We start from the raw sequence: 14,273 nt of genomic DNA, 5'->3' as shown, positions 1-14,273 counted from the left end.
CGCCAGACAGTGTCGCCAGCCCGACAATCCCCTCGTACCCCAGGGCGATGTCCCCTCTCAGAAACGCCCCTCCAGGAAGTTGCGGACCAGGGTGGGGCCCTCGGGAGTGAGCACGCTCTCGGGGTGGAACTGGAAGCCCACGACGGGCCGCTCGCGGTGGCGCAGCGCCATGATGAGCCCGTCCTGACTCCACGCCGTGGCCTCCAGTGACGCGGGCAACGAGGACGCCTCCACCACCAGCGAGTGGTAGCGCGCGGCCTGGAAGCCCTGGCTCGCGCCGGTGAACACGCCCGAGCCCTCGTGCCGGATGCGCGCGGACTTGCCATGCACCGGCTCGGGCGCGCGGATGACGTTGCCGCCGAAGGCCGCGCCGATGGACTGGTGCCCCAGACACACGCCGAGCACCGGCACCTTCGATTGCGCGATGGCGGCCACGCTGACCCCGGCCTCGTGCGGCGTGCAGGGCCCTGGGGAGATGACCAGGTGCGACGCGCCCTCGGCGGCGATGGCCTCCACGGTGAGCGCGTCGTTGCGCACCACCTTCACCTCGGCGCCCAGCGTGTAGAGGAGCTGGACGAGGTTGAAGGTGAACGAGTCGTAGTTGTCGATGACGAGAATCATCGCCCACCTCCCTCACGGGCCAGCCGGAGCGCGGCGGCCATGGCGCCGGCCTTGGCCTCCGTCTCATCGGCTTCCTTCGACGGCACCGAGTCCGCGACCAGCCCGGCGCCCGCGGTCCAGAACGTCTTGTCACCGTCGACGATGAAGGTGCGCAGCGCGATGGCCACGTCCAGCGTGCCGCAGAAGGACAGGTAGCCCACCGCGCCCGAGTACGGCCCGCGTCGCTGCACCTCCAGCTCGTCGATGATCTGCATCGCGCGAATCTTCGGAGCCCCGGACACGGTGCCCGCGGGGAACGTGCTGGCCAGCGCGTCGAGCGCATCGAACTTCGAGTCCAGCTTGCCGCGCACCTGCGAGACGATGTGCATCACGTGGCTGTAGCGCTCGATGACCATCAGGTCCTCGACGCGCACCGAGCCGGGCGCCGCCACGCGACCCACGTCGTTGCGGCCCAGGTCCACCAGCATGATGTGCTCGGCGCGCTCCTTCTCGTCCGCGAGCAGCTCCTTCTCCAGCGCCAGGTCCTCCGCCTCGGAGGCCCCACGTCGACGCGTCCCCGCGATGGGCCGCACCACCACATCCCCATCTCGCACCTGCACCAGCAACTCCGGGGAGGCACCCACCAGCGCGCGGGCCTCGCCCATCTCCACCAGGAACAGGTACGGCGAGGGATTCACCCGTCGCAGCGCGCGGTAGAGCGACAGCGGCGGAGGCGCACCGCGAGACTCGAAGCGCCGGGCGAGCACCACCTGGAAGATGTCACCCGCGCGGATGTACTCCTTGGAGCGCTCCACTGCGGCCTCGTAGCCGGCGCGGTCCCAACAGGCGATGGGCGCCGAGTCCCCCTTCATGCGAGGCGACGGCACGTAGGCCTCGGGAGGCAGCGGCTTGAGCAGCTTCTCCGCCATGGCCTGCGCGCGCTCCTCCGCGTCCTTCAGCGCGTGGGCCACGCTGCCATGGAGCGACGGCCGGGCAATCGCGGTGACCTTGAGCGTCCCGGTGCGCGAGTCGTGGGTGACGAAGTCCTCGCAGATGAGCCACTCGGAGTCCGGGAACGAGGTGTCGCGCGGGTGCCGGTCCGGGACGGTGGGCTCCATCCACGAGATGCAGTTGTAGCCCATGTACCCCACGAGGCCGCCGAGGAACGGCGCCTCGCCCGGCAGTCGCGCCACGGCGAGCTCGCGCCACAACGTGCGCAGGACGTCCAGCGGCTTGCCCTCGCGTCGCTCCTCGCGCGAGCCACGCCACAACGTGGCCCCCTGCGCGTCCAGCCGCACACGCCCCGCGGCGTGGGTGCCCACGTGGCTGTAGCGCCCGAAGCGCTCGCCGCCGTAGCACGACTCGAGGATGAAGCCGCGCGAGCCTCCGCCCAGCTTCAGATACGCCGACAGCGGCGTGTCGAGGTCCGCCGGCAACTCCACCGACACCGGCACCGACTCGCCCTGCTCCGCGCGTTGGCGATACGCCGCCTTCCGCTCCTGTGCATCCATCGTCATGACCTTTCCCCCGCGACCAGTATCACCCGTCCCGGACAGCGACGGGGAGCCGCGCCCGCGCCTCACTCCTCGCGAGCAGAAACCACGGTTCGCGACGGCCCCACCGGTGTAGCGCGGAGCCCCGCCCCGGGCGAGGGACATCGCACCCTTTCACGACGACGGGATGTTTCCGTGCGCGGCAAGCCGGCTCGGGCGATGGGCGCCTGGCGAGCATGCCGGCGAGCGACCCAGGTGAGAGGCACGCGCACCCTGGGTGGTCACCCCTGGAAGCCCTCGTTATTTCAGAAGGACTGTGGACGCCTCCGTCTCCTTCAACCCTCGAAGGCCGCTCGTCACGGTGACGCCCCAGGGGCTCTTCTGTGAGCCTGGGGGCTTCCACATCGACCCCTGGCAGCCGGTGGAGCGGGCCCTCATCACCCACGCCCATGGCGACCACGCGCGCTCCGGCCATCAGCGCTACCTGGGCGCTCGAGCAGGCGAGTCCCTGCTGCGGCGCCGCGTGGGGGCCACTTCCGCCATCGACACCCTGGACTATGGCGAGCCGCTGAAGATTGGCGACGTCACCGTCAGCTTCCATCCCGCGGGGCACGTATTGGGCAGCGCGCAGCTCCGCCTGGAGCACCGGGGCGAGGTATGGGTCGTCTCGGGCGACTACAAGCGCGCGGCGGACCCGACGTGCGCGCCGTTCGAGGTGGTGCGCTGCCACACGTTCATCACCGAGGCGACGTTCGGCCTGCCCATCTTCCGCTGGGACGACACGCGGCTGGTGGCGGAAGACATCCTGCGGTGGTGGGACGCCAACCGCGCGTTGGGGCGCTCGGTGGTGTTGTTCTGCTACGCGCTGGGCAAGGCGCAGCGAATCCTCGCGGAGCTGGCGCGGCTGACGGGCCGGCCCGCCTTCATCCACGGGGCGATGCACGGCCTGGTGGATGCGTACCGGGAGGCGGGGGTGAAGATGATTCCCACGCAGCTCGTGTCGGAGGTGGAGAAGGGCACGTCCTTCGCGGGGGCGCTGGTGCTCGCGCCGCCGAGCGCGGGCGGCTCCACGTGGATGCGCCGGTTCGGGGAGATGGAGACAGGCTTCGCCTCGGGGTGGATGCGGGTGCGCGGCAACCGGCGCAGGCGCGGCTTCGACCGGGGCTTCGTGTTGTCGGACCACGCGGACTGGCCGGACCTGCTGCGCACGGTGGAGGACACTGGGGCGCAGCGCGTGCTGACCACGCACGGCTCCGCGGAACCGTTGGCGCGCTACCTCCGAGAGAAGGGTGTGGATGCCTCCCCGCTGGCCACGCCCTTCGAGGGCGAGGCGGAGGACTGACGCGTGCGAAGACTCGCGGACCTGTACGAACGGCTGGACCAGACCATGTCCACCAACGCGAAGGTGGACGCGCTCACGCGCTACGTCACGGAGGCGCCCCCGGAGGACGCCGCGTGGGCGCTGTACTTCCTCACGGGACAGAAGCTGAAGCGGCTGCTCACCACGAAGCTGCTCGTCGGATGGACGCAGGAGCTGACGGGCATCCCCGACTGGCTCTTCGCGGAGGTGTACGCGTCCGTCGGAGATCTGGCCGAGGTCATCGCGCTGTTGCTGGACAACCTGGAGCGGCCCGCCGAGCCGGAGGAGCTGCCGCTCTCGGTGTGGCTCACCCAGCGACTGTTGCCCTTGCGCGAGTTGGACGTGGCCGAGCAGCGCGAACAGGTCGTGTCCTGGTGGCGCTCGATGCCCCGGCGCGAGGTGTTCCTCTTGAACAAGATGCTCACGGGCGAGCTGCGCGTGGGCGTGTCCTCCACGTTGGTGGTGCGCGCGGTGGCGAAGGTCGCGGGGCTGCCCGCGCCAGATGTCGCGCATCGACTGATGGGCACCTGGACGCCGTCGCGCGAGTTCTTCCAGCAGCTCATCTCGCCGGATGTCTCGGACGCAGAGAGCTCCAGGCCGTATCCGTTCTATCTGGCCTCGCCCCTGGAGCAGCCCCCCGAGGCGTTGGGCGAGCTGTCGGATTGGCTGGTCGAATGGAAGTGGGACGGCATCCGAGGCCAGCTCATCCACCGCCACGGAGACGTGTACCTGTGGAGCCGGGGCGAGGAGCTGCTCACCGAGCGCTTCCCCGAAATCACCGAGGCCGCGAAGGCCCTGCCGGAAGGCACGGTGCTGGACGGCGAGGTGCTCGCGTACGAGGACGGCAAGCCCCTGCCCTTCGCGCGGCTCCAGCGTCGCATCGGCAGACAGAAGCTGACGGCCAAGGTGCTCGCGGAGGCCCCCGCGGCCTTCATCGTCTACGACCTGCTGGAGCACGAAGGACAGGACATCCGCTCGCTGCCGCTGAACGAGCGACGCGCACGCCTCGAGACCGTGCTGAAGGCGCATCCCCGCTTCCCCATCTCGCCCGCGGTCGAGGCGGAGTCATGGGAGGCGCTGGCGCACACGCGAAGCGAGGCCCGCGAGCGCAACGTCGAGGGCTTCATGCTCAAGCGCAAGAGCTCCGCATACCTCACGGGCCGCAAGCGGGGCGACTGGTGGAAGTGGAAGATCGACCCGTTCACCGTGGACGCGGTGCTGCTCTACGCGCATCCGGGACACGGGCGACGCTCGTCGCTGTACACGGACTACACCTTCGCGGTGTGGAACGGGACGGACCTGCTGCCGGTGACGAAGGCGTACTCGGGGCTGACGGACGAGGAGATTGGCAAGCTGGACCGGTGGATTCGCTCGCACACGCGGGAGAAGTTCGGACCGGTGCGCTCGGTGGAGCCCGAGCAGGTCTTCGAGCTGCACTTCGAGGGCATCCAGTCTTCACCGCGTCACAAGTCCGGCGTCGCGCTGCGCTTCCCACGCATCGCCCGGTGGCGCACGGACAAGAAGCCCCAGGACGCCGACTCACTGGACTCGCTCAAGGAGCTGCTCCATGCCGGCGCGTAGGTCGCCTTCGCTGAAGGCGCAGCTCCAGGCCCGACGCAAGGCGCTCCGAGGCGAAACCCAGACACCCTCCCCTCCCAAGCGCCGCAAGCGGACGACCCCACGTGAGCGAGTCACCGGAGGCCCGCCGCCGATGGAGCGGCTGCGCGCCTGGTTCTCGTCGAAGGGCTGGACGCCCCATGCGTTCCAGGAGGAGTCCTGGGCCGCGTACGGCAGAGGCGACAGCGGGCTCATCCACGTCCCCACCGGCGCGGGGAAGACCTATGCCGCGTATCTCGGCCCGCTCGCGGACGTGGTGGAGCATGGCGAGACGGGGCTCCAGATTCTCTACGTGACGCCGCTGCGCGCGGTGTCGCGAGACGTGGAGCGGGCGCTCCTCGAACCCTTGAGCGTGCTGGACACGGACCTGGACGTGGAGAGCCGTACCGGGGACACCTCGTCATCCGTGCGTCAGCGTCAGCGCGAGCGGCTCCCCGAGGTGCTCATCACCACCCCGGAGTCCCTCTCCGTGATGCTGTCGAACGAGCGGGCACCGGAGCTGTTCTCCTGCCTGCGCGCCGTCATCGTCGACGAGTGGCACGAGCTGCTCGGCTCCAAGCGGGGAACACAGACAGAGCTTGCCCTGGCGCGGCTTCGGCACTTCGCGCCGAGACTTCGCACCTGGGCCCTGTCCGCGACGCTGGCCAACCTGGACGAGGCCACGCGCCATGTCGTCGGCACCGGGCACACACCCACGCTCATCAGCGCGAACATGGAACGTCCCGTCGAAGTGGAGACGCTGCTGCCGGAGGCGGTCGACAGCTTCCCCTGGGCGGGCCACCTGGGCTTCACCATGCTGGCCGGCGTGGCGGCGAGGCTGGACCCGAAGCAGTCCACGCTCATCTTCACCAACACGCGCTCACAGGCGGAGCGCTGGTACGAAGGTCTCCGTTTCGCGCGCCCCGATTGGGAACACCTGCTCGCCCTGCACCACGGCTCCATCGACAAGGAGGAGCGCGAGCGCGTGGAGCGCGGCCTCAAGGACGGCACGCTGCGCTTCGTGGTGTGCACCTCCTCCCTGGACCTCGGCGTGGACTTCGGCCCCGTGGAGCGCGTGGTCCAGGTCGGAAGCCCCAAGGGCATCGGCCGGACGCTCCAGCGCGCGGGGCGCGGAGCCCATCGTCCTGGCGCCACCTGCAACATCCTCTTCGTGCCCACGCACGCGCTGGAGCTGGTGGAGATGGCCGCAGCCAGGGACGCCCTCGCGCGCAAGGAGGTGGAGCCACGCCTTCCACCCAGCAAGCCTTTGGATGTACTCGCGCAACACCTCGTCACCTGCGCGCTCGGCGGCGGATTCACCCGCGAGGCGCTGCGAGAGGAAGTCCGGAGCGCCTCCGCCTACGCGAGCCTCGCCGACGAGGAGTTCGACTGGACGCTTACGCTGGTGCGCGAGGGCGGCCCCACGCTGAGCGCCTACCCCGAGTTCCGCCGCGTGGAGGAGCACGACGGCCGCTTCGTCGTGAAGGACCCACGCGTCGCGCGGCTGCACCGGCTCAACATCGGCACCATCACCTCGGACGCGATGGTGGAGCTGCGCTACTGGACCGGGGGCCGCCTGGGCAGCGTGGAGGAGTCCTATGTCAGCCGCCTGCGCCCCGGAGACACCTTCCAGTTCGGCGGCAAGAAGCTCGAGTTCAACCGACTCCAGGGTCTCACCGCGTACGTGCGCCCCGCGAAGACGAAGGTGACGCGAACCCCGCGCTGGGGCGGAAGCAGGCTGCCGCTGTCCACCTCCCTGGCCGCCGCGGTGCGACGCACGCTCGATGCCGCGCGCCACGGTGACGTCACCTCCGATGAGCTGGCCGCCGCGTGGCCCGTGCTGGAGACCCAGGAGAAGCTGTCCCGCATCCCCGCGGCGAACGCGGTGCTCGCGGAGCTGTGCCACACGCGCGACGGTCACCACCTCTTCCTCTACCCCTTCGAGGGCCGACGGGTGCACGAGGGCCTGGCCGCCCTGCTCGCCCTGAGACTGACGCGGCTGCAGAAGGCCACCTTCAGCGTGTCGGTGAACGACTACGGCCTGGAGTTGGTCACCCCCGCGCCCTTCCCCTTCGAGGAGGCGCTGCGCCCCGCGCTCTTCACGCGCGAGCATCTGGAGGAGGACGTGCTGGAGAGCGTCAACGTGGGTGAGCTGACGAAGCGCCAGTTCCGCGACATCGCCCGCGTCGCCGGGCTGGTGCTCCCGGGCCTCCCCGGCGCCCGCAAGTCCACGCGACAGGTGCAGACGAGCGCCGCCCTCCTCCACGACGTCTTCGCCCGCCATGACCCCGGACACCTGCTGCTGCTCCAGGCCCGACGCGAGGTGCTCGAACAGCAATTCGAGCAGGGCCGCCTGGAGCACGCCCTGGAGCGACTGGAGGCGGGCCCCGTGGAGCAGGTCCATGTCCGCAGGCCCACACCCCTGGCCTTCCCGCTGGTCGTCGAGCGCATCAGCGCCAGCGTCTCCAACGAGTCCCTCCTGGAGCGCGTGGAGCGAATGAAGGAGCGATGGACCCGCGACGATGCCAGGTCCGCGTAGGCGGCACCCCGCTGGAGCTCCTCCCGGAGCGGGCCCTCTTCTGGCCCGAAGCCCGCACGCTCGCCGTGGCCGACCTCCACTGGGGCAAGACGGAGAGCTTCCAGCGCCACGGCATCCCCCTCCCCCTGGGCGTGCTCGACGAGGACCTGGCCCGGCTGTCCTCCGCGCTCAGCTCCACCGAAGCGCGCCGGCTGCTCGTCCTGGGCGACCTGGTCCACGCCCGCGAGGGCCTCACCCCCACCCTCGTCCAAAGACTCGCCGCCTGGCGTGAGTCCCACGCCGACGTGACGATGGTCCTCATCCGGGGCAACCATGACCTCAGGGCCGGCCCGCCGCCGGACGCGTGGCGCCTGGACGTCCACGAGTCCCACCTGGATGAGGGGCCCTTCCGCTTCGCCCACCACCCCACCCCCGAGACAGGTCGCTACGTGTGGGCGGGGCATCTGCACCCCACCGTGCGGCTGTCGGCTGGCCGGGACAGGCTCCGTCTCCCATGCTTCCACCTGGGTCGGGATGTGGGAGTCCTCCCGGCCTTCAGCGCCTTCACCGGCGGCTTCGACATGACCCGCCGCCCCGGCGAGCGCGTCTTCGCCCTCGCCGGCCCTTCCGTGGTCGAGGTGTAGGATGAGCACCGCCAAGCGCCGCAGGATCCTGGGCATCATCGCCACGGACCTCACCTTCGAGCGCACCGAACATCGAGGACGCGAGGCCTGGCTGGGCAAGTGCCTGCACTGCAACGCCCACCTGTTGGTGGGCCTGGATGGGGAGCCCATCAGCCGGGCCACCATCGAGCACATCGTCCCGCGGACCGCCGGCGGCACCGACACCCTGGAGAACCTGGCCCTGGCGTGCGCCCGCTGCAACCAGGGCAAGGGCACCCGCCACGACCCCCACTACCACCGCGATGCCCGCGCCCGGGAGCTGGTCGAGAAGCTGCTCGCCCGCCGCCGCGAACGCTGGCGCGCACCAGATGGGGGCGACGAGGACTCCGACCCGGAGTGAGTCAGCCCACGCACCCGCGCGACACGACCTGTCTGTGAGGGCCGACACGCGCATCCGGGGGCGGCTGAAACAGGGGCGTTGATCCGTCTCAGACGGAAACGACTCAACGTCGCTTCCGCCCGCCAGAAGAGAGATTCATCGCTTCCGGACCGCGATTTCCCGCCTCCGCGCGAGGAAATGGTATCCCACGGCCACAACATCAGAATGGTTGACACTGCGGTGTCGATGGTCAATGGTCCCGCGCCGCGCTGGGTTGGACAGGAGGAGGGACCCGCCCGCGGCAACATCCATAGAGGTTTCGTTGGACGTGACTGCTTCGTCTTCCGCGCGCCAGGAGCCGCCCCCCCGCCCCCACGGGGCCGGGATCGTTCCGCCGCTGTTCGCGTCGAGTCACGCGTTGGCCTCTTCCTCCTCCTCGTTCACCGTAGTCGTTGAAGCCCCCTTGCCCATGGTCCTGGTATGAGCGGCCCTCTGTTTCCACGCTGGACGAACACGGTGTCTCGGCTCTCCGCCGCGGCGCTTCTTGCCGTGCCCGCCATCGGCATCGGCGGCCTCATGGCGTACGTACGGTCTCCGTACGTCACGAACCAGCAGATGCCCGTCGAACAGCCGATCGAATTCGACCACCGCCACCACGCGGGTGACGAGAAGATCGACTGTCAGTACTGCCACTGGTCCGTGGACAAGGCGCCCTCCGCGGGCATCCCGTCCACCACCGTGTGCATGTCCTGCCACGCACAGGTCTGGAACAAGAGCCCGTACCTGACCGAGGTGCGCAAGGCCTTCTTCGCGGACATGCCCATCCAGTGGGTGCGCGTCCACAACCTGCCCGACTTCGTCTACTTCAACCACGCCATCCACGTGAACAAGGGCGTCGGTTGCGCCACGTGCCACGGCCGCGTGGACCAGATGGGCGCCATCGAGCAGGCCGCGCCGCTGACCATGGCCTGGTGCCTCGAGTGTCACCGCAACCCCGAGCCGAACCTGCGGCCCGCGGAGTTCATCACGTCGATGACGTGGACCCCGCCCAAGGACAAGGCCGAGGCCGCCGCGCTCGGCAAGAAGCTGAAGGAAGAGTACGACGTCCACTCGCGCGAGAGCTGCTCCACATGCCACCGATGAACACGAAGCGCGACGGCGCCCCGTCGCAGGAGTCCTCTTCCTTCGCGCTCCCGGTCGTCTCGGACCGGCCTGCCCCGGCGCCCGACGCCGTGGGTGAGGCGCTGGACCACGCCGCCCGGCACGCGAACGCCTCCGAGCACGGCTACGGCCAGACGTACTGGCGCAGCCTCGAGGAGAAGCTGGGCACCTCCGAGTACATGGAGGAGACCCGCCCCGAGTTCCCCGCGGGCGCGGACCTGCCCCCCTCCGGCTTCGTCCGCCGCGAGTTCATGCAGCTGCTCGGCGCGTCGCTCGCGCTGGCCGGCGCCACGGCCTGCAGCACCCGTCCCCAGGACGAGAAGCTGCTGCCGTACACGAAGACGCCGCCGGAGGTCACCCCCGGCAACCCGCTGCACTACGCGTCCGCGATGACGCTGTCGGGCCACACCTCCGGCCTGCTCATCACCGCCCGCGAGGGTCGCCCCGTGAAGATCGAGGGCAACCCGGACCACCCCATCAACCAGGGCGCCGCCTGCACCTTCGAGCAGGCATGGCTGTTGTCCCTGTACGACCCCAGCCGCGCCCGCGTGCTGCGCCAGGGCAAGAGCCCCCGCGCCCTGCGCGTGCTCAACGAGACCCTGGCCGGGCTCTCGACCAAGGCGGCCAACGGCGGCTCGCGCGTGCGCTTCCTCACGGAGGCCGTGGGCTCCCCGCTGACGGGTGACCTGCGCAACCGCATCCTGAAGAAGCTGCCCAACGCGCGCTTCTTCAGCGCGTCCTCCAACCAGGACAACAGCGCGGACGCCCTGCGCACGCTGTTCGGCGGCCAGCACGTCACCGCGATGTACGACTTCGCCAACGCGGACGTCGTGCTGTCGCTGGACGCGGACTTCCTGGAGAGCTGCCCGGGCAACCTGCGCCACATCCGCGAGTTCGCGGACCGCCGCGACCCGCGCAAGGGCAAGCTCAACCGCCTCTACATGGCGGAGGCCCGCTTCTCCATCACCGGCGGCATGGCCGACCACCGCAAGCGCCTGAAGTCCCGCGAGATCCTGGGACTGGCCGCCGCCGTGGCCCAGGCCGTGGGTGGCAGCGCCGCGTCGCTCGCCGGTCCCGCCGCCGCCAAGTCGGAGCTGCGCGGGGACATGGGCAACTGGGTGCAGGCGGTCGCCGCCGACCTGCGCGCCGCCGGTCCGGGCCGCTCGCTCGTCATCGCGGGTGAGCGTCAGCCGGCCGCCGTGCACGCGCTGGCCCACGCCATCAACGACGCGCTCGGCAACGCCAACAAGACCGTCCGCTACGTCCAGGCGTCCATCGCGGAGGCCACCGGCCTGTCGCAGGCGCGCGCCCTGGTCGAGGACATCGAGGCGGGCCGCGTCGACACGCTGGTCATCACCGCCTACAACCCCGTCTACACGCTCCCCGCGGACGTGGGCCTGGCCAAGGTGCTCAGCAAGGACCACCCCAACCGCGCCAAGCTGAACGTCATCTACACGGGCCTCTACGAGGACGAGACCAGCGCTCACGCCGACTGGTTCATCCCCGCGGCGCACCCGCTGGAGACGTGGAGCGACGGCCGCTCGGTGGACGGCACCGTCTCCATCGCGCAGCCGCTCATCCAGCCGCTCTTCGCGGGCGTGCCGGAGGCGGAGCTGCTCGCCATGTTCCTGGACGAGCCCTTCCGCCCCGCCTACCAGCTCTTGCGCGACTACTGGCGCGGCCAGTCCGCCAACGCGGCGGACTTCGAGGCGCGCTGGGAGACGTGGGTGTCCCAGGGCTTCATCGAGAACACCGCGTCCGCCGCCGTGGCCACCGCCCCGGACTTCGGCGCCGCGGCCTCGCTGGTCGCGGGCTACACGCCCCCGGCCACCGGTGACCTCGAGCTGAACTTCATCACGGACTACAAGGTCTACGATGGCCGCTTCGGCAACAACTCCTGGCTGCAGGAGCTGCCCGAGCCCATCACCAAGATGACCTGGGACAACGCCGCGCTCGTCGGCCCCGACACGGCCAAGAAGCTGAGCCTGTCCCCTGGCGACCTGGCGGAGCTGTCCTACGCCGGCCAGAAGCTGACGGTCCCGGTGTGGGTGGTCCCCGGTCACGAGGACGACACCGTCACGGTGGCGCTGGGCTACGGCCGCGACGGCCTGCACGAGCAGGTCGCCAAGGGCGTGGGCTTCAACGCCAACCTGATTCGCACCAGCAAGAACCCCTGGTTCGACGGCGGCGCCACGCTCACCAAGGTGCGAGGCACCCACAAGTTCAGCCTGACCCAGACGCACTGGCGCATGGAGAACCGCCCCATCGCGCTGGACATGCCGCTGTCCGAGCTGGAGAACCCCTCGGTCGCCACCCAGCACACCCTGCACCGCGTGAAGGGTGAGCTGAAGCTGGGCATCCAGGACAACCTCGAGCCCTTCGAGTACAACGGCTACAAGTGGGCGATGGCCATCGACCTGTCGCGCTGCACGGGCTGCAGCGCCTGTGTCATCGCCTGCCAGGCCGAGAACAACATCCCCGTGGTGGGCAAGGCCCAGGTGGCCGTCAGCCGCGAGATGAACTGGCTGCGCATCGACCGGTACTTCGAGGGTCCGGAGAACGACCCGAAGATGGTCATGCAGCCCGTCGCGTGCGTGCACTGCGAGAAGGCGCCTTGCGAGTACGTGTGCCCGGTGAACGCCACGGTGCACTCGGACGAGGGCCTGAACGACATGGTGTACAACCGCTGCGTCGGCACGCGGTACTGCTCCAACAACTGCCCCTACAAGGTCCGCCGCTTCAACTACCTGCACTACACCGCGGACAAGACGGCCACCGAGAAGATGCTGATGAACCCGGACGTCACGGTGCGCAACCGCGGCGTCATGGAGAAGTGCACGTACTGCGTCCAGCGCATCGAGCGCGTTCGCATCGACGCGCGCGTCAAGAAGGAGCTCATCAAGGAGGCCGACCTCAAGACGGCCTGCCAGCAGACGTGCGCCGCCCAGGCCATCGTCTTCGGCTCCCTCCACGACGAGAAGCAGCTCGTCTCGCAGCTCCATGAGGACGTGCGCGCCTACAAGCTCCTCCACGAGCTGGGCACCCGTCCGCGCACCGCGCACCTCATCCGCGTGCGCAACCCGAATACCGCCCTCGAGCCGGCCAAGGCCGCGCCGCAGGAAGGGAGCCACTAAGCCATGGCCGAGACCGCTGCCCACCACCCGCTCGACCCGCTCGAGCCACGGGACCTCGTCGCGCCGCACCACGACGACAAGTCACTCAACGAGACGCTGCTGGACCATGTCTGGCGCAAGCCGGGCAAGGGCTGGTTCATGCTCTTCGGCCTGTCGCTCAGCGCGCTGGGTCTGCTCGTCATCGGTGTCACCTACACGCTGGCCCGCGGTATCGGCGTGTGGGGCAACAACCAGCCGGTCGGCTGGGCGTTCGACATCATCAACTTCGTCTGGTGGGTCGGTATCGGCCACGCCGGTACGCTCATCTCCGCCATCCTCCTGCTCTTCCAGCAGAAGTGGCGCACGAGCATCAACCGCTTCGCCGAAGCCATGACGCTGTTCGCCGTCATGTGCGCGGGTCTGTTCCCGCTGCTCCACACGGGCCGTCCCTGGTTCGCCTTCTGGCTGTTCCCCTACCCCAGCACCCTGGGCGCGTGGCCGCAGTTCCGCTCGCCGCTGGTGTGGGACGTGTTCGCCATCTCCACGTACCTCACGGTGTCCGCGCTGTTCTGGTTCGTGGGCCTCATCCCGGACCTGGCCGCGCTGCGTGACTCGTCCAAGACGAAGCTGCAGCGGACCATCTACGGCCTGTTCGCGCTCGGCTGGCGCGGCTCCGGTCGTCACTGGCACAACTACAAGATTGCGTACCTGCTCTTGGCCGGCCTCTCCACGCCGCTGGTCGTGTCGGTGCACACCATCGTTTCGTTCGACTTCGCCGTCTCCCTGCTGCCCGGCTGGCACGCGACCATCTTCCCGCCCTACTTCGTGGCCGGCGCCGTGTTCAGCGGCTTCGCGATGGTCATCACGCTCATCGTCCCGGCGCGCAAGTACCTGGGCCTGCGGGACGTGATCACGGACCGGCACCTGGAGAACATGAACAAGGTCATCCTGGCGACGGGCCTGCTCGTCTCCTACGGGTACCTGATGGAGCACTTCATCGCGTGGTACTCGCAGAACCAGTACGAGTTCTGGACGTTCTACGTGAACCGCGCGACGGGCCCCTACGCCGGCGTGTACTGGCTGATGATCGCCTGCAACGTCATCACGCCGAACATCTTCTGGTTCAAGAAGTGCCGGACCAGCATCCCCATCATGTGGGTCGCCTCCATCGCCGTGAACATCGGCATGTGGTGCGAGCGCTTCATCATCATCGTCACGTCGCTGAGCCAGGACTTCCTGCCGTCGTCCTGGGGCATCTACTCGCCGACGTGGGTGGACTGGAGCATCTACGTGGGAACGCTGGGCCTGTTCGGCACCCTGTTCCTGCTGTTCCTGAAGTTCGTGCCCGCGGTGGCCATCAGCGAGGTGAAGGAGCTCCAGCTCGAGCTCAAGCACGCCGCCCACCACAACAGCCACGGAGCGCACTAGAG

10 protein-coding genes are annotated in these 14,273 nt (G+C 69.4%); 8 read left to right on the top strand and 2 right to left on the bottom strand.

Features of this window, described 5'->3' with window-relative positions:
- Positions 1-57: 57 nt before the first annotated feature.
- On the bottom strand, positions 58-621 hold the full coding sequence (locus tag K8625_RS01175) for an aminodeoxychorismate/anthranilate synthase component II (RefSeq protein ID WP_223781606.1): 564 nt from the start codon (positions 619-621) through the stop codon (positions 58-60).
- Positions 618-2,111 (bottom strand): anthranilate synthase component I family protein, encoded by a 1,494-nt coding sequence (locus K8625_RS01170; protein ID WP_223782044.1) that lies wholly within the window; start codon positions 2,109-2,111, stop codon positions 618-620. Before K8625_RS01170 ends, K8625_RS01175 begins: the two co-directional genes overlap by 4 nt.
- A gap of 259 nt (positions 2,112-2,370) precedes the next feature.
- Between K8625_RS01170 and K8625_RS01165 the strand changes: the two genes are divergently transcribed.
- From K8625_RS01165 to nrfD, 8 genes are all read left to right on the top strand, one after another.
- Positions 2,371-3,435: a ligase-associated DNA damage response exonuclease gene (locus tag K8625_RS01165; protein ID WP_370641865.1), complete on the top strand. Its 1,065-nt coding sequence runs from the start codon at positions 2,371-2,373 to the stop codon at positions 3,433-3,435.
- Positions 3,436-3,438: 3 nt separating this feature from the next.
- Positions 3,439-5,034: an ATP-dependent DNA ligase gene (locus K8625_RS01160; RefSeq protein WP_223781604.1), complete on the top strand. Its 1,596-nt coding sequence runs from the start codon at positions 3,439-3,441 to the stop codon at positions 5,032-5,034.
- A gap of 130 nt (positions 5,035-5,164) precedes the next feature.
- Positions 5,165-7,588 (top strand): ligase-associated DNA damage response DEXH box helicase, encoded by a 2,424-nt coding sequence (locus tag K8625_RS01155; protein ID WP_370641877.1) that lies wholly within the window; start codon positions 5,165-5,167, stop codon positions 7,586-7,588.
- The gene (gene pdeM, locus K8625_RS01150) at positions 7,558-8,211 is read left to right on the top strand and encodes a ligase-associated DNA damage response endonuclease PdeM (RefSeq protein WP_223781602.1); all 654 of its coding nucleotides are present in this window, start codon (positions 7,558-7,560) and stop codon (positions 8,209-8,211) included. Before K8625_RS01155 ends, pdeM begins: the two co-directional genes overlap by 31 nt.
- 1 nt (position 8,212) lies before the next feature.
- On the top strand, positions 8,213-8,590 hold the full coding sequence (locus tag K8625_RS01145) for an HNH endonuclease (RefSeq protein WP_223781601.1): 378 nt from the start codon (positions 8,213-8,215) through the stop codon (positions 8,588-8,590).
- A 459-nt stretch (positions 8,591-9,049) separates the two neighbouring features.
- Entirely contained in the window at positions 9,050-9,712 is a 663-nt protein-coding gene (locus tag K8625_RS01140; RefSeq protein ID WP_141329433.1) for a cytochrome c3 family protein, read from the top strand.
- Positions 9,709-12,864, top strand: coding sequence for a TAT-variant-translocated molybdopterin oxidoreductase (locus K8625_RS01135; RefSeq protein ID WP_223782043.1), 3,156 nt, complete (start codon positions 9,709-9,711; stop codon positions 12,862-12,864). The genes K8625_RS01140 and K8625_RS01135 overlap by 4 nt, the downstream gene beginning before the upstream one ends.
- A gap of 3 nt (positions 12,865-12,867) precedes the next feature.
- Positions 12,868-14,271, top strand: coding sequence for an NrfD/PsrC family molybdoenzyme membrane anchor subunit (gene nrfD, locus K8625_RS01130; protein ID WP_223748381.1), 1,404 nt, complete (start codon positions 12,868-12,870; stop codon positions 14,269-14,271).
- The last annotated feature ends 2 nt before the right edge of the window (positions 14,272-14,273 follow it).

Source organism: Myxococcus sp. AS-1-15 (assembly GCF_020037055.1).
Taxonomy (GTDB): domain Bacteria; phylum Myxococcota; class Myxococcia; order Myxococcales; family Myxococcaceae; genus Myxococcus; species Myxococcus fulvus.
Note: the sequence above shows the minus strand (reverse complement) of the source record. Positions and strands in the feature narration are given on the sequence as shown.